The sequence below is a fragment of the Nitrospina gracilis 3/211 genome, assembly GCF_000341545.2.
GTDB classification, from domain to species: domain Bacteria; phylum Nitrospinota; class Nitrospinia; order Nitrospinales; family Nitrospinaceae; genus Nitrospina; species Nitrospina gracilis.
In genome coordinates this window covers 2,038,442-2,053,697 of record NZ_HG422173.1, presented here as the reverse complement: position 1 = coordinate 2,053,697, position 15,256 = coordinate 2,038,442, and the positions used below count along the sequence as shown (strand labels likewise).

The window sequence follows — 15,256 nt, the reverse complement described above, 5'->3', positions numbered from 1 at the left end:
TACACGGGATGCGTCACACCAAGAGGAAATGAGACGGGTGGAGCCGGAAGACGGGGTCAGCCGGATCAGTCTTCCAGAATATAGTTCCGCGGGTTTACCGGAATCCCGTCCACAATGATTTCATAATGGACGTGGGGCCCCGTGCTGCGGCCGGTATTGCCTACCAGCGCGACAAGGTCGCCGCGCTCGATCTTGTCACCTACCTTAACAAGGTTTTTGGAGTTATGCCCGTAGCGGGTGATCACGCCATAACCGTGATCGATCTCGATCAGGTTACCGTAACCGTATTGCCGCCCGGCCGTAATGACCTTGCCGTCGGCAGTGGCACGGATTTCGGAGCCCTTGCGGGAAGCAATATCCAGCCCTTCATGTTTTTCGGGAAGGCCGGTAAACGGTGACTTTCGATATCCAAAACCGGAAGTCACCCAGCCGCGTGTCGGCCAGATGGACGGGGTGGATGCCAACAGAGACCGCTGGTTTTTGAAAAATTCGTCCAATTCCTGGAAGCTCACCTGGCGCAGTTTCGCCTGGCTGGTAAGGATATTCAGGTCTCCTTCCAGACTGTCAAGCATGGCCTGCACTTCTTTATCCAAAGCAGTGCGTATGCTGTGATTGGAGAGACCGTGGGGTCCACCGACACCCCAGTTTTCATCTCTGGGCTTGGAATCCTTGTCGAGAGCAGTGATGATGCGAAGCTTTTTCTCAAAGTTTTCGAGCCGGGACATTTCGGTTTCAAACGTCCGCACCCGCTTCCCGAATTTTTCTATCTGCACTTTCTGGATTTTGCTTTTGCGTTTCAGTTCGGCCAGTTCCACCTTATCATCGCGGAACTGAAGAAACTGCTGAGTCAGATACGCAAACGCACCGCCAAATCCCACTGCCAATACCAGGCTCGTGTACAAAGCAATCCTGGCAATTTTTTTGGGAATCTGGAATCGCTTGGGTTTTTCTGTGGCTTCGGGAAAAACCACTATGGTGTAGACTTCTTTATCCACCATACCTCCTTTTTATTTTTACTTTTCAAGCCCTTAAGCGCAGAAAGCCCCTCTGCGGACGAAATCGTCTCAAGGTTAATTGCTTACTTCCTTTGTTGTCAATGGTTTTTGAATATCGGCGATCCTTAATCCTTAGCGGATGAAACCTAACAAACATAAATTCAAAAACTTATCAAAAATATGGGATCAGTTATTTTTTCTTCCAAAGCCCGGATTTTTTCCCGCGCCTGCAGGTGGTTCGGATTGATTTTTAAGACCTCCCGGTATTCCGAGTGGGCTTCCTCAAGGGCTCCGGCCTCCTCCAGAAGCAGGCCCAGACTGAAGTGCGCCGCCACGACCCCGGTGATGTGGTTGATTTCCATGTAAACCTGTAGCATTTCACGGGTCAGTTCAATCGCCTTTCTTTGGTTCCCCCCTGCGTATTCGCTGAAACTTTTTTGTCGAAAGTTTTGCGCCATGACCAAACCGTACTGCTTCGCCACCGCTGTATTGCCGGACTTAAGATGATACCGGTATTCGTTTTCAAATTCCTGAGGTGTTCCCTTGCGTTGATATATCATTTTGAGGTTGCGGAAAAACATCACTTCAGAAGGATGCAGGCCGATCGCGCGTTTCACGTATTTCACAGCGGTTTCGTAATCTTTCAACTGCGTTAACGCCGCGCCCAGAGCGTTCCATGCCAGGGCGAGATTGGGGTCGAGTTCCACCGCGCGTTTCAAGGGGACCTTCGATTCCGGGTACCTTCCCATCTGGTAATAGGTGTATCCCAACCCATACCACGCCGGTGCGGCTTCGGGATTGTCATTCACGAATTTCTGAAAGAACGCCTGCGATTCGTCGAGTTGATCCGCCACCTGATAAGCTCGGACGATACCGCGCACGGCATAGTGGTTGTGCGGTTCCTGCCGCCAGATATTACGGAACGTGTCGAGCGCCTGCGCCGGCTTTTTTCTTAATAAGTATATTTCCCCTTTTTGCATGGGGGACAGCTTGTCCCATTCCGTATGCGGCGACTGCGCGGCAACGGGTGCAGTCATAACCATCGTTACCGCCAGCAATAGAATCAATGCGGAAAGACGGCAGCAAAATGAGTTGAGGCGTGTCATGCAAGACATTGGATTACGCTTCGACCATCGGAGCTTCAAATTCGTGATGCGCCAGATTTTCAAAGCGGGTGAATTCTTTCAGGAAGGCGAGTTTGACTTCTCCAATAGGGCCGTTTCGTTGTTTGCGGATCAGTATTTCGGCCTTGCCCACATCCTCTGAGTTCTCGTTATAAACTTCATCCCGGTAAATGAAGGCCACGACATCGGCATCCTGCTCAATGGAGCCTGATTCGCGGAGGTCAGCCAATAAGGGCCGCTTATCCGTCCGGCTTTCCACTGCGCGGCTCAACTGGGAAAGCGCGATGATGGGAACGTCCAACTCCTTGGCGAGTCCTTTCAAGCCCCGGCTGATTTCGGAGATTTCAAGTTGCCGGCTCTCTGTCTTCTGGATGCCGTGCATGAGTTGCAGATAATCGACTATGACCAGCCCCAGGTTGTGTTCGGCCTTCAAGCGCCTGGCGCGGGCGCGCACATCCAGTGTGCTGACCTGCGGGCTGTCGTCGATAAAAATGGGGGCCTCCGAGATGCGCCCCGCCGCGGCGGTTAGATTTGGCCAGTCCTCGCGCGCCAGAAACCCGGTACGCAATTTCACGGAACTGACGCGTGCTTCGGAGCACAGCATGCGCATGCCCAGCTGTTCCTTGGACATTTCAAGACTGAAAATGGCCGTCGGTACTTTCCGTTTGCTTGCGGCGAAGCGGGCGATGTCCAGCGCGAAGCTGGTTTTGCCCATGCTGGGTCGTCCCGCGATGATGATCAGGTCCGACCGCTGCAGGCCGGAGGTCATGTGATCGAGGTCCTTGAACCCGGTCTCGATACCCGTGATCATCCCCGGACTTTCGAACAGCTTCTCGATGGAATCGAAACTGCTCTTGATGATTTCGCTGATGCCGAAAAACGTTCTGCGGGTGCGGCGCTCGGAAATCTGGAAAATCGATTGTTCCGCTCGATCGAGGATCACGTCCGCGCCGTCGGAATCCTCGTAACTGTGGGTGACGATTTCAGTCGCGGTTTCGATGAGGTCGCGCAGGATTTTCTTTTCGCGGATGATGCGTGCGTGGTAGCCCATGGCTTCCGCCGTCGGCACCAGGTTTTCGAGGTAATCCAGATAATCGAGTCCGCCCACCTGGTCCAGGGCGTGGTCCCGCCGCAGACGATCGGCCAGGGTGAGAATGTCGATGGGCTCGTTGTCTTCGAACAGGCCCTGCATGCCACCGAAGATTTTGCGGTGCGCGGCCTTGTAGAAATCGTCCTGGCCGATGATTTCCAGAGCACGGGCGAAGACGTCGTTGGAACCGAAGCAGGCGGCAAGCACATACTGCTCCGCCTCCTCGCTGTAAGGAGGAAGGCGCCTCAGTGAAATATCAGAGACATCCGGCATGGGCGGTTCCGGTTCGAGTGATGGGTGAAGGCCCGCCGGCGCGGCAAAGCGCCGCTTCAGGCGGATTCGGTTTCGGCCTGTTCAGACGTCGCGGTTTCTTCTTCCGCATCCGCCTTGGGCTCTTCTTCCGCGGATACGGTGACGTGAATTTTCGCCGTCACTTCCGGGTGCAATTTCAGGGGAACCTCAAACTCTCCCAGCGCCTTGATCGGGTCGCTCAACTGAATCTTGCGCCGGTCGATCTGCACGCCCTGCGCTTCCACGAGGTCCGCGATTTCCTGTGATGTGACGGAACCGAACAGCTTGCCCTGGTCGCCCACCTTCTTGCTGACCTGGATGCGCAGCTTGCCGATGGCTTCGGCCTGGGTTTCCGCCTCGCCTTTCAGCTTTTTCAGTTTGCGTTGGATGATTCCCTTGTGGTGTTGGAATTCCTTGACGTTGTTGGCCGTTGCCAGAATCGCCTTGCCCTGCGGGATGAGGTAATTGCGGCCATAACCGTCGCGCACTTCCACCTCATCCCCGAGGTGGCCCAGCTTTTCGACTTCTTCCAAAAGTAAAAGTTTCATCGTTTGATTCACACTCCCTGATTGACACAACGCAATAATAAGAAATTTGTCCTGCAGATTTCGGTTTCAAATCGTCTCATCCCAGCGGCCCGATGTCGTCGTCCTCATCGGTTTCCGGTTCGGGCGGTTGGGTGCGGATTTTCCGGAAATCCACCCAGATGTCGAACAACCCCAGTCCGCCGACCAGCCCGATCAACAGCGGCTGGGTGAAAATCAGCAAAAACGCCAGGTACCAGAAAAACTTCGGGATGTTTTTCTCTTTCAAAATATGCAGGAAGATGGCCAGTCCCTGCAAAAAATACAGCCCACCGAGCACAATGAACAAATTCAGTCCCAGTGCCTGCAGGTAGCCCTCTCCCAGAACCGCGCATCCGGTACCAATGATGAAGAACCAGACCCAGTTGTCCGGGATCATCAGCCGGGTGAGATCGGCATTTTCAAACAAGCCGCCCAACCTGTAAAACCGGAGCCACACCCAGCGCACCGCCAGGTAATTGAGTGCGGTGGCGAACAGCGAACCGATCGCCAGCAATGCCGGGAATGACAGCGCGAACATGTGGACCACGCGGTCGGCCATCTCCTCCAGCATCTGTTTGTTTTCCGGTTTTCCGCCCGCCCCTTCGAGGGACTGGATGTACTGGTCCGCACCCTTCCGGAATTCCTGCTCGAACAGCTGGGTCAGCGACATCTCCTGGCCCGCGGAGATCACGAGGATCATCATTGCCGACAGCAGGATCGATCCCAGCGCCGCAAACAGCACACTGCGCTGAAAGGGGAAACCCAGCCGCACCGTTTCACCGAGAATGGCCGCGACCACGGCGTATTCCGTTACGAACAGGATCGCCTGCTTGAATCCCATCATCATCAAAACCGCGACGAACACAAGCGCGATGGAGACCAGCCCCACCTGCTTGCCGTAACGCAGGTATATGAGGATCAGTGGCACCGGGACGAAAATGCCTCCCACCACGCCCAGGGGCGGCACCAGGGTTCCCAGGAGCAGAATGACCAGCAGAATCCCGAAGGGCAGGAACAGATCCCTGGGTGTCAGCGGGTCATTCACAAATCAATGCTCGACCGTGAATGGTAACAGCGCGATATTGCGCGCCCGCTTGATGGCGGTGGTCAGTTGTCGCTGGTGCCGGGCACAGTTTCCGGAAATGCGGGACGGCACGATCTTGCCCCGCTCCGAGATCAGCGGCTTCAACAGTTTGATGTCGTAGAAGTCGATGTGCTCGATTTTCTCGGCGCAGAACCGGCAGATTTTCTGTGAAAAGAATGCGCGTTTTTTTGGTTTGTTCATGATTGTTTGGCTACCTTTGTTTTCAATTTATTCGAATGTCGTTGTTCAGAACGGGATATCGTCTTTCACGCCCATACCGTCTTCTTCCTCGAAGCTGTCCATGCTGCGGCCCGCGCCGCCGCCCGGCTTCCCGAGGAATTGCACGTTGTTGGCCACCACGTCCAGCTTGTTGCGCTTCTGGCCGTCATCCGTTTCCCAGGACCGGAACTGAAGGCGGCCTTCGATCATGACCTGGCTGCCCTTGCTGAGGTACTCCACGCAGTTTTCACCCTGCTTGCCCCACACGGTGATGTCCACGAAACAGACTTCCTCCTTGTTTTCGTTGCCGACCTTGTACCTACGGTTCACCGCCAGGCCGAAGCTGGCAACGCCGGCTCCACTTGGGGTGTAACGCAGTTCCGGGTCGCGGGTCAGGTTTCCCAACAGGAATACTTTATTCACACTGGCCATAGGTGATGTCCTTCCAAACGATTCAAGACGGTGCAGACGTACGGATCAGGATGCGGCTGGAACCGGTTCCTTCTTGGCTTCCTTTTCCCCTTCCCCGTCGGATGCCTTGGACTCCTCGCCCTCTTCGCCGGATTCGGTTCCCCGGCTCATGGCCCGCTCGAGTTCCTTTTCATCAAGGACGATCACAAGAAACTTGATGAGCACATCCATCAGCTTGTACTCTTTTTCAAGAGCGGGAATTTCCCCGGCGCCGCAGGTGTGGTAAATATTGAGGTAATAACCGAATTTGTTCTTTTTGACTTTGTACGCGAGGCGTTTTTTGCCCCACTTTTCCAGCCTCAGCACTTCGCCGCTGTGCTTCTGGATGAGGGCGGTGATTTTTTCTACGGCCTGATCGACATTGCCTTCGTCGAGGTCAGGTTTCAGAATCAGGACAGACTGATAGCTTCGCAATTGAGACCTCCTCCTGAGTTATAGCCCCGGCTCGGCGGCCGGAGCGAGGATGTGGGTAAGATAAAATTTGGTAAATACTGTCACAACAAGGCCTTAAAAGCAAGGGGAAAACCCCCGTTTCCGGCCCCGGAGAGCACATCATGAAATGGACCGTTACCCGGATTGCCACCCTCTGGCTGGGCCTCCTCCTGGGGTTGGTGGGTTTTTGGAGCGGCTGTGACGTCTCCCTGCCTGAACCTCCCCCCGATGTCCTCATCCCGTACAATACGGTGAAAGTGGGCTGGGGACCCGTCTTCCTCGCCCACGGCGACCTCAACCGCGACGGCAATCAGGATCTCGTGGTGGCCAACTCCAAGGACCACACTCTTACCTTCCTGTTCGGCAGGGGTGACGGTACTTTCGAATCGCCGCAGACCCTCCCGGTGCCCGTGGAGCCGTCTCACATCGTCATCACCGACATCAACCATGACAACACGCCGGACCTGCTTTTCAACAGCGAAGGCGGCGAAGCGTTCCAGGTCCTTCTCGGTAAAGGTGGAGGAACATTTCATCCGATGCAGCGGTTCCGACCGGGCCGGTACCCCTCGCCCTCATCGTCGGCGACTACAACGGCGACGGCCACAAGGACGTGGCGGTGACGTTGACCTTCAGCAAACTGGAGCTGCACTTCGGTACCGGCGACGGACGCTTCAAGCGGGGAGAGACTTACGAGACCGGATCACGCTCCAGTTCCGGGGTGTCCGGCGACTTCAACGACGACGGGCTCGAGGACATCCTGCTGGCCGTGCAGTCCAGCAACGCCAGTTCCATCCGCATTTTCACCGGCGGCTCCGGCGGCACCTTCCGGCAAAGCGAGCGGATCGCCCAGGGACTGCGTTGTCTCACCCTGGCGAAAGAAGACATGAACGGGGACGGCCTGTATGATTTGGTCGCCACCTCCGCCAAGGGCGACAACCTGTATTACATTCCGATGGGGACCAACGGCAAATTCGGTCGGCCGGTGTCCTTTTCCGGCGGCGGCGGACCCGTCTCCCTCGCCATCGGCGACTTCGATGGCGACCATCACAAGGACGTGGTGGTGGCCAATTCCAGAAGCAGTTCCTTTTCCCTCATCACCCGCCATCCCAACGGCGCGTTTCGCTTTCCGGTTCGCGACTACGTCACCGGAGGCACGCCGCTGGCGATCGTCAGCACCGATCTCAACAACGATGGCCTGGACGATGTCGCCGTCGCCAGCAACACGGAGGGAACGGTGGATATCTTTCTGGGGCGCGGCGTCATGAAATAAACGCGCGTCACTTAGCGAAGTTGGGAACGGTGGGGAGCTTGCGCCAGTCATTGAAATGGTAATACACCAGCCCGCCCTTCACCGGTCGGATCTTTTTATATTCCTCACTGCCATCTGGCTTTTTCTCCACGACAACGATCTTCTTATCCAGCAGGAGCGTTGATTTTCCTGCAAACAAAAACGTATAGGGCTGGTCATCGGCGATAATTCGGTGCAGTTGATGTGTCATCTGTTCCTGCACCTGCTGGTCGTACTCGCGGCGGATGGCGACGATCAGGCGGTCGGCTCCGTCATTTTTATAACCGACGAAGTTGAGCTGCCGGGGATGCGTCTGGCTTGAATGCCACAGCTGGTACAGGTCGGGATCGAAGCCCATGCTCCATCCCAGGATCAACGCGTCGAACTTGAGCGCGTTGACGAAATCCTTCAGGAACACCGCCCATTCGAACAACTGCGTGTTGCACTTGATGCCGAGCTTGCGCCAGTTGTTCTGCACGATGGTCATGATGTTTTTGCGAATGGGATTGCCGTGGTTGGTGATGAGGTTGAACTCGAACACCTTGCCGTCCTTCTCCAGCCACCCGTCGGCGTTTTTCTTCCAACCGAGCTCATTCAGGATTTTCAGTGCGCCTTCGGGATCGTACGGAAGCGGCTTCACCGATTCGTCGTACCATTGCGTGCCCTTGGCGAACGGTCCCGTAACCCTTTCCGCCTGATTGTACATAACATGTTTGATGATCTTGTCCACGTCGATGGCCATGCCGAGCGCCTTGCGCACCTGGGGATCGGCGAACAGCGGCTTGCGCAGGTTGTAGCCGATGTAGGAGTAATTGTTCCCCACCGTGGAGATGCTGTGAAACTTGGGGTCGTCCTTGAGACGGACCACTTGGTGGGGCTGGACGTTGTAATTGTCCGCCGCCCCGGCGTAAAACTCCATCTCCTGTGTGATGGCGTCGGGAATGATACGCATGACGTACTCGCCATACTCCGGCGGGCCCTCCCAATAGTCGTCGTTTCGTGTCAGGCGAATTTCGACATCCCCCTCCCAGCGCTCAAACTTGAAGGGTCCGGTACCGATGGGATGCCGGTTGAAGGCACTGTCCCGCATGGAGAGTTTTTTGATCTCCTCCGGCGTCTTCCCCGCCACCTGGGCTTCTTTTTTGAGAGCTTCTTTGTTCAACAGGTGTTCGGGAAGGATGCCCATCATCCAGGATGTGATGGCAGGTGAGAACAACCGCTTGTACACAAATTGAATCTCGTGCGGACCCAGCACTTCGGCGGTTTTGACGGGTTCGTAATCAGAGGTGCGCGGCGAAGCGTTGTTGGGATTCATCAGCGCCCGGTAGGTGAACAACACGTCGCCGGAATCGAATTCATGTCCATCATGGAACCGTACACCCTTGCGCAGTTGAAAACGGATGACCGGATTGTGTTCCTTGACCGGCATGATTTCCGCGTATCGTTGTGACAGCCTCCCCGCTTCCTTTGTATCAACCGCTTTCACAAAACGCTCGTGGGGATACTGTTCAAAAAGCTTGTCGCCAAACAGCTTTTCCAGCGGATTGAAAAAATGCTGGTCCACGTTTTTCAGTTTGAAGTGGATGCGCGGCGGGCGTTGAACACGGTATTTCACCTCGGTCATTTTTGGGAACCCGTTTTTCATAACCGGCTTGTCGTCGGCACCCAGTTCCGGAAGCGATAGGACATCGTCGATACGCCGGGCCGGCTGAACAGTGACCGACTCGATGTTTGCCCACCACGCCTTGTTGTCACCGGTGCGTTCGCGGATGAATTGAATCCAGTCTTCCGGCGTGTCGAGCGCCTTCCTTTCCACGCGAAAACCGGGAAGGATCTGCAGATAAGCGTTTTCAAAAATGATCCAGTCGGTAGCCAGTCTTCCCCGCAGGTTGAGCTGGTCGTCGTAATCGATCAGCCCGTTAAACACGAAGTCGTTGATGCGGCTGCTTGCGGTATCCGCGCTCAGAACGGGGTTCAGGATTTCCGCGTCGCCGATGGAAGTCTCGATGAATTGGTGCAGGCGGTCCGGGTTGCCGGAACCCTGCTTGTCATAAGTGGGTACCCAGAAATACGACTGAAGCAGAAGGAGGACGACCAGCAGGGGAAGGAAAATCAGAATGCGTTTGGTCCACATGAAGGCGGCTCAAAGGAAAAATAAATATTCACAAATCCTTATCTTCACAATAATACACAGCGTCCATGAATTTCAAAACCGGATTGTTTATTGAGGTCCGGATGGCGGTTTCCGTTTGGGTTGCAGGAACCCGCTCCCTCCCTGCGACACCTTGCCTTTATCGTTGCCGGTGTTTAAAATCCATCTATGATCGAATCGCCTTCCGCCCCAGAATGCCGAATTTGCCAGGCCCCGTCTCCCGAGTTTTACCGGGATGACCGGACTTTCCATAAATGCCCCCAATGCTGGTACATCTTTACCAACCACCTGCCTGCGGACGAGGTGGCTGAAGGGCACTACAAGATGCAATGGGGAGACCAGACGGAAGATATGTTCAAAGGCCAGGCGGACGGGGTGTTGCAGATTCTGAGCGAAATGGGCATCCCTCATCAGCGTTTGCTCGATTTCGGATCGGGATCGGGAGCGTTGACACGGGAGCTGCAAAGCCGGGGTTTCGATGTAACGGCCCTGGACCCCATGGAGCACGGTTTCCTGAACAAGCAGAATTACGCACAACCCTTCGATGCGGTGATTGCGGTGGAGGTCATAGAGCATTTGCCCAACCCTCTGGAAGAAATCCGCAATATTGTGAACGTCATGGTGCCTGAGGGAGTGGCTGTCTTCACAACGGGGATGACCACTCCATTTATCGAGCAACCGGACGCCGCCCTCCAATTCGGGAACTGGTGGTACAAGGACGATCCCACCCACATCGGTTTTTTCTGCGAGCGGACGCTGGCGGTGATAGGGGGCCTCGGCCCATACACCATGGGCGTAGTTGGCAATCAAGCGTTCACACTGCAAAAATGAGGGGTGGCTATTCCCGGATCTTTCTTATACAATGGCTACTGAGTGCTTCCGAAATACAAAACCGGATATCTGTGGTTCCCGCACTTTCCGTCCGGCTTCCCACTTGACAAAGTTTAAGAATCGGTATATTCACTCAATACCCTCCGGCATTTGCCGGAGCGTCCTTTTGTATTATTGCGGGGTGGAGCAGTCCGGTAGCTCGTTGGGCTCATAACCCAAAGGTCGCAGGTTCAAATCCTGTCCCCGCTACCAAATAGAAAAGGAGCAAGGTACGGTTTCCTTGCTCCTTTATTTTTTCGCCACCGGAACTCGAAAAAAAACGGACTTGTTTCTGCCGATGAGCATGCAAGCCGCCCGGGGTTTTTGGGGTGGGTGGAAAAGAATGTAATTTCCGGCCGGTTTCCAAACTTTGGAAAAAAGGGGCCATTTGGGGGGCCTTGACGGTCCCCTGAAAAACTGATAACTTCCCATTTCTAAAAAGGTTATCAGTATTTTTCTGAGGAAGCCCAGTTGCGAAAGCAGGTTGGGGTGCTTCCTGTTTTTCGAATCCGGGGTTTCCCTGCAAAAAAAAATACAAAAGGGATTGAAATTTCAATTTCAGCAGTTTAAGGTAAGGCCTGCGTTTCAAAAGGAAGCCTGAACCCACTGCCCAAACAGAAAATACTCAATTCCTCCTTTCACAGGGAATATTCTTCGGTTATAAATTTTTTCTATCTAACTAATTCATTAGAGGAAGACAGCCGATGGCAACAATCATTACTGATGAATGCATTAACTGCGGTGTGTGTGAGCCGGAATGCCCAAACGCCGCCATTGACGATGGTACCAAGGGAGGGATCGATTTCTACTACATCGATCCGGAACTGTGTACCGAATGCGTTGGTTTCCATGGTGAGGAAGCCTGCCAGGAAGTTTGCCCGGTAGACTGCTGCATCCCGGACCCGGACCGCCGCGAATCCGAAGAGCTTCTGCTTGAGCGTGCTCAGCAGATCCACCCGGACCAGACGTTCCCGGCGCTCGACGAATTGAGCGCAGAGACCTCCCTGTTCCGCAATCCGGACCGCAAAAACGCACATCTGGAACAGTAATCCAGAGGAAATTTAAGGCCCCTGCATCCCCAGATGCAGGGGCCCTTTTTTTGCCTACAAGCCTTCGAATTCCATCCCAAGCAAGTAACGAAGTCCCCACCAGACATACCTCAGGACCTCCCGCAAGGACAGGTAGCCCAGTCCACCCAGCACAATTAAAACCACAGCAATCACCTGTTTTTTGCCGGGGGACGAGGTATCAATGAGAGTCCAGGGAAGATGGTCCAGTACCAATCCCACCCCCACCCACACAAACAATGCCAGCAGGCCTGATGCAATAATCCAGAGGAATAATGAAGGAGAAGCGGGCAACGGCCCTCCCGGGCAGAGCAGGCCCCGAAGGGCCTAGTTGAAGACGTTCTTGTCCAATTCCAAATGGCGTTCAGCCACATAGCGCAGGCTGTCCTCGCCGTGCACTTTTATGTGGTACCAGGGCTGGTCCTTCGGGGGGCGGCTGCGGGCCATTTTCTCGTACCACTCCTCTGAGAGCAGGAATTCCGGGTCGACACCGAGGACCACCCCATAATAATCATATAATTTGTGGTGGATCATCTGGCCGATGCAATATTTGGGTTGGGATTGTTTCATGGCGCCCCCCGGTCCGTGGATGGTTCTATTAAAAATATACTGAAAATCAGAGAGAGAAAAAAGGGCGGAATCACACTTGGTGGAGTTTGCATAAAAATTAAAAGGGGCGTGAGCCTGGCCCACGCCCCCCTTCAGCCCGTTCTAAAATTCAGATGAACATTTTGACGGTTTCATCGACCTCATTGGGGACTTCTTCACGGATTTTATCGATGACATCCTTCGGCACACCGGCATGTTTCGGCACATCGGGGAGCAATTGCGGCACGGCGGGCTCGCCACTGTTCCCGATCTTCAAAAAGTAAACCATGATGTCTGACATGTTGAGAATACAGCAATCCCGCCTCACTTCGGGGTCACTGACTTCAAGGGGAAAGTGGTGGTAAGTCACCATATCCACAAGACGCTGGGGAAGCTGCCATTCCATAAGCAAAAGCTGGCAAACCTCGGCGTGACTGAACCCGTAGGTTTCTTTTTCCACGAGGAACAGGTGTTTTTTGGTTTCCCTGCACTGTTCCAGCACACCCTTCGCCACCTCGGTCTGCTGTTTGAGAGGAAGGAGGGTGCCGATGTCATGCAACATTCCGGCCAGGTAAAAACGTTCCGGATTCTCGATACCCACGGCTATTGCCATTTTACGTGCCGCAATGCCGGTGGCGATGCTGTGCATCCAGAACGTCTCCATGTTAATCAGGTCGCGCGGGATCCCCTTGAACTTGCTCACAACCACCGTTGCCAGAGCGAGGTCCATCAGTTGGTCCGTACCGATGATGTTGAGAGCGTGGTCGATGGTTTCCACCGTGGAGGAAAAACCATAGAAGGGACTGTTCACGATTTTGAGAAGGCGCGCTGTCAGTGCAGGGTCGGCACTGATGATCCGGGAATAATCATTAAAACTGCTCTCCGGATCGTCCATGGCCTGCTTCAATTGGTAATACAAGACAGGCGGCGAGGCCGCCCAGGAACCGATCATGTCTTTGATTTTGGTCGCCAAGTCCCCCCCCTTTTCGTTTTCAACCCAGGTTGAATTCCGATATGGATGCTGTTAATTTGAACCACTGAACTTCGTATTATAATTATTCTGGTATCGATCCCCAAAATTTTCTTCACTCGACACTGAAATTACTGAACCCCCATCTCAGCAGGAACTAGGATATGGATAAACTGGAAGCCGTGCAACGGGTCCTCCGTTTCAGCAATACCATTCGTGAATGGTGTGAAAATGAACACAAAGTCTACTTTGATGACTTCGACAACGAAAATGTCGAAAATTACGAAACCGGTGGTTTCGGCGAACTGGCCGACGCCATCATTGAGGATGGGGTCAACGAAAACATCCTCGACGAAGAGGACCTCCGGGACTTCCAGTAGCCCCATTCCTTTTTGTCCCGGTTTCCGGTTTGATTCCGCGAATCCCTGGTTCGATCAGGCGTAGAGGGAGGCCACCCAATTCCCATAGCCGTTGAACTTTTCGGTCGGATAAATATCGCCGGTGCCGATCATCTTCTCCTTTTTTTGAGACCAACGCGGGTGCGGCACATCCGGGTTCACATTGGAAACGAACCCGTATTCGTGGGGAACCAGTGTATTCCAGAAGGTCGCCGGCTGTTTACTCACAAGCTCGATTTTGACCACCGACTTGATGCTTTTATAACCATACTTCCAGGGCGTCACCAGCCGGATTCCCGCTCCGTGCTGGTTGGGCAGCACGTGACCGTACACCCCGGTAGCCATGATCGTCAATTCGTTCATCGCCTCGGCGACCGTCAGCCCCTCGGTGTAAGGCCACGGCAGGTGGCTCTGCTCCTGCCCCGGGGCCACTTGCGGATTGAGAAAGCTGGTGAATTTCACAAACCGCGCCCCGGGTTTGGGGTCGGCGCGGCGTATGAGTTCGCGCAGCGGAAACCCGTTCCACGGCACCACCATCGCCCACGTCTCCACACAACGGTGGCGGTACACGCGTTCCTCCAGCGGCATGGTCTTGATGAGGTCGTCCACATCATACGTTTTGGGGTTGTTGACGAGACCCGAAACCTCAACCTGCCACGGTCGGGGCTGGAATGCATCGATCAGTTTCCACACGCCTTCCTTGACGGAGGTGAATTCATAAAAATTGTTGTACTGGAGCGCTACGGCCTCCTGAGTCATTGGCCGCGAAACCGTATAGGCCGGGTTGCGTTTCAAACCGGGGATGGGGGTGAAATCGGTTTGGAGCTTTCGATCGGGCTCACCCAGAAGGCGGTCCAGCCAGCCGGTCTCGGCCTGCGCAGATTTCGGCAATAATGCTCCGCCAACCACCAGACCAGCGGCCGTCATTGCTTGGAGAAAATCGCGGCGATTGAAAAACAGGGTCTGCGGGGTGATGCTTCGGGAATTTTCATTCCAGTCGGGGGGTACATACAAGTGGCTCATAATCACTCCTTTTGTGGCGTCCGGGTGGACGGCAGCGTCTCCCCTCTCTTCATTATATCCGCTCAAACCAAGAAATTCCTTGAGAGTTTAGGTGGATTCGCATACATTGTTTTGGCTTGTGGAGACCGGTCCAGACCGGTTTCCATCTCTTTTTCTTGCCCTTTGGTCGTTTATGAAGCCGGAAGATTTCACATTATTCAGTGGTGGCGTGAAAGGCGCGGAGGCGGAGTTCGGTGCCAATGCCGAACGCCTGGGCATGGAGGAAGTCCACTTCACCTTCGACGGCCACAAAATCGTCCGCAAGCGTGGCACCCGGTTTCTTACCCAGGAAGAGCTAAAACACGGGGATGTCAGCCTGGTTTACGTCTCCAAACTCATGCGCCGCAAGTACAGTGACGGACCGTTGTTTAGAAAAGTCCTGCAAAGTATCTGGCACATGGTCAACCAAGCGGGGGAAGTGTTCGTGGTCGGTCATATCCTGGAAGACAAAACGGTAAAAGGCGGCACCGGCTGGGGCGCCGAACTGGCCAAGCTGTTCAACAAACCGCTCTATGTATTCGACCAGGACCAGGAACAGTGGTTCAAATGGACGGGGGATGCCTGGAAGAAAGCCACCCCGAAAATTCGG

19 protein-coding genes and 1 tRNA gene are annotated in these 15,256 nt (G+C 54.5%); 7 read left to right on the top strand and 13 right to left on the bottom strand.

Translation table 11 applies throughout. The annotated features are described in order from the left end of the window. Nucleotides 1-65: 65 nt before the first annotated feature. The 8 genes from TX82_RS09765 to rpsF form a co-directional block, all read right to left on the bottom strand. On the bottom strand, nt 66-998 hold the full coding sequence (locus TX82_RS09765) for a M23 family metallopeptidase (protein ID WP_237100698.1): 933 nt from the start codon (nt 996-998) through the stop codon (nt 66-68). Between the two features lie 158 nt (nt 999-1,156). Continuing rightward, the gene (locus tag TX82_RS09760; RefSeq protein WP_187291946.1) at nt 1,157-2,032 is read right to left on the bottom strand and encodes a tetratricopeptide repeat protein; all 876 of its coding nucleotides are present in this window, start codon (nt 2,030-2,032) and stop codon (nt 1,157-1,159) included. Between the two features lie 82 nt (nt 2,033-2,114). Next, nucleotides 2,115-3,482 (bottom strand): replicative DNA helicase, encoded by a 1,368-nt coding sequence (gene dnaB / locus TX82_RS09755; protein ID WP_005009865.1) that lies wholly within the window; start codon nt 3,480-3,482, stop codon nt 2,115-2,117. Nucleotides 3,483-3,538: 56 nt separating this feature from the next. Further along, a complete protein-coding gene (gene rplI / locus TX82_RS09750) occupies nt 3,539-4,048 on the bottom strand; it encodes a 50S ribosomal protein L9 (RefSeq protein ID WP_005009864.1) in 510 nt (169 codons plus the stop codon). Nucleotides 4,049-4,124: 76 nt separating this feature from the next. Then, complete coding sequence (locus TX82_RS09745; RefSeq protein WP_005009863.1) at nt 4,125-5,111, bottom strand: DUF2232 domain-containing protein; 987 nt, start codon at nt 5,109-5,111, stop codon at nt 4,125-4,127. Between the two features lie 3 nt (nt 5,112-5,114). Then, a complete protein-coding gene (rpsR, locus tag TX82_RS09740) occupies nt 5,115-5,351 on the bottom strand; it encodes a 30S ribosomal protein S18 (protein ID WP_005009858.1) in 237 nt (78 codons plus the stop codon). A 45-nt stretch (nt 5,352-5,396) separates the two neighbouring features. Next, nucleotides 5,397-5,801 (bottom strand): single-stranded DNA-binding protein, encoded by a 405-nt coding sequence (locus tag TX82_RS09735; RefSeq protein ID WP_005009857.1) that lies wholly within the window; start codon nt 5,799-5,801, stop codon nt 5,397-5,399. Between the two features lie 45 nt (nt 5,802-5,846). Beyond that, nucleotides 5,847-6,254 carry a 30S ribosomal protein S6 gene (gene rpsF, locus TX82_RS09730; RefSeq protein ID WP_005009856.1) on the bottom strand — a complete coding sequence of 136 codons (408 nt, stop codon included), beginning with the start codon at nt 6,252-6,254 and terminating at the stop codon, nt 5,847-5,849. A gap of 140 nt (nt 6,255-6,394) precedes the next feature. Here rpsF and TX82_RS09725 point away from each other — a divergent pair, with 140 nt between their 5' ends. Next, the gene (locus TX82_RS09725; protein WP_005009853.1) at nt 6,395-6,892 is read left to right on the top strand and encodes an FG-GAP repeat domain-containing protein; all 498 of its coding nucleotides are present in this window, start codon (nt 6,395-6,397) and stop codon (nt 6,890-6,892) included. Next, nucleotides 6,889-7,542: an FG-GAP repeat domain-containing protein gene (locus TX82_RS09720; RefSeq protein WP_144079150.1), complete on the top strand. Its 654-nt coding sequence runs from the start codon at nt 6,889-6,891 to the stop codon at nt 7,540-7,542. The genes TX82_RS09725 and TX82_RS09720 overlap by 4 nt, the downstream gene beginning before the upstream one ends. 7 nt (nt 7,543-7,549) lie before the next feature. Here the strand turns inward: TX82_RS09720 and TX82_RS09715 are convergent, their stop codons facing one another. Then, nucleotides 7,550-9,694, bottom strand: coding sequence for an ABC transporter substrate-binding protein (locus tag TX82_RS09715; protein WP_005009846.1), 2,145 nt, complete (start codon nt 9,692-9,694; stop codon nt 7,550-7,552). A 186-nt stretch (nt 9,695-9,880) separates the two neighbouring features. On the opposite strand from TX82_RS09715, the gene TX82_RS15280 reads away from it, so the two are divergent. The 3 genes from TX82_RS15280 (at nt 9,881) to TX82_RS09700 (ending at nt 11,631) form a co-directional block, all read left to right on the top strand. Then, nucleotides 9,881-10,543: a class I SAM-dependent methyltransferase gene (locus tag TX82_RS15280; RefSeq protein ID WP_005009844.1), complete on the top strand. Its 663-nt coding sequence runs from the start codon at nt 9,881-9,883 to the stop codon at nt 10,541-10,543. A 175-nt stretch (nt 10,544-10,718) separates the two neighbouring features. Next, nucleotides 10,719-10,795, top strand: a tRNA-Met gene (locus TX82_RS09705). Between the two features lie 491 nt (nt 10,796-11,286). Further along, nucleotides 11,287-11,631 carry a YfhL family 4Fe-4S dicluster ferredoxin gene (locus TX82_RS09700; protein WP_005009838.1) on the top strand — a complete coding sequence of 115 codons (345 nt, stop codon included), beginning with the start codon at nt 11,287-11,289 and terminating at the stop codon, nt 11,629-11,631. A 54-nt stretch (nt 11,632-11,685) separates the two neighbouring features. Here TX82_RS09700 and TX82_RS09695 read toward each other — a convergent pair whose 3' ends face one another. From TX82_RS09695 to TX82_RS09685, 3 genes are all read right to left on the bottom strand, one after another. Continuing rightward, nucleotides 11,686-11,943: a hypothetical protein gene (locus tag TX82_RS09695; protein ID WP_005009836.1), complete on the bottom strand. Its 258-nt coding sequence runs from the start codon at nt 11,941-11,943 to the stop codon at nt 11,686-11,688. A gap of 33 nt (nt 11,944-11,976) precedes the next feature. Continuing rightward, nucleotides 11,977-12,219, bottom strand: a complete 243-nt coding sequence (gene hspQ / locus TX82_RS09690; RefSeq protein ID WP_052338244.1) for a heat shock protein HspQ — start codon at nt 12,217-12,219, stop codon at nt 11,977-11,979. A 148-nt stretch (nt 12,220-12,367) separates the two neighbouring features. Then, nucleotides 12,368-13,210, bottom strand: a complete 843-nt coding sequence (locus tag TX82_RS09685) for an HDOD domain-containing protein (RefSeq protein WP_005009834.1) — start codon at nt 13,208-13,210, stop codon at nt 12,368-12,370. Nucleotides 13,211-13,371: 161 nt separating this feature from the next. Here TX82_RS09685 and TX82_RS09680 point away from each other — a divergent pair, with 161 nt between their 5' ends. Further along, a complete protein-coding gene (locus TX82_RS09680) occupies nt 13,372-13,587 on the top strand; it encodes a hypothetical protein (RefSeq protein ID WP_005009832.1) in 216 nt (71 codons plus the stop codon). A gap of 54 nt (nt 13,588-13,641) precedes the next feature. On the opposite strand, the gene msrP is transcribed toward TX82_RS09680, so the two are convergent. Then, nucleotides 13,642-14,628 carry a protein-methionine-sulfoxide reductase catalytic subunit MsrP gene (gene msrP, locus TX82_RS09675; RefSeq protein WP_005009829.1) on the bottom strand — a complete coding sequence of 329 codons (987 nt, stop codon included), beginning with the start codon at nt 14,626-14,628 and terminating at the stop codon, nt 13,642-13,644. Between the two features lie 172 nt (nt 14,629-14,800). Here msrP and TX82_RS16290 point away from each other — a divergent pair. Then, a partial coding sequence (locus TX82_RS16290) for a hypothetical protein (RefSeq protein WP_042251022.1) occupies nt 14,801-15,256 on the top strand: 456 nt, incomplete at its 3' end.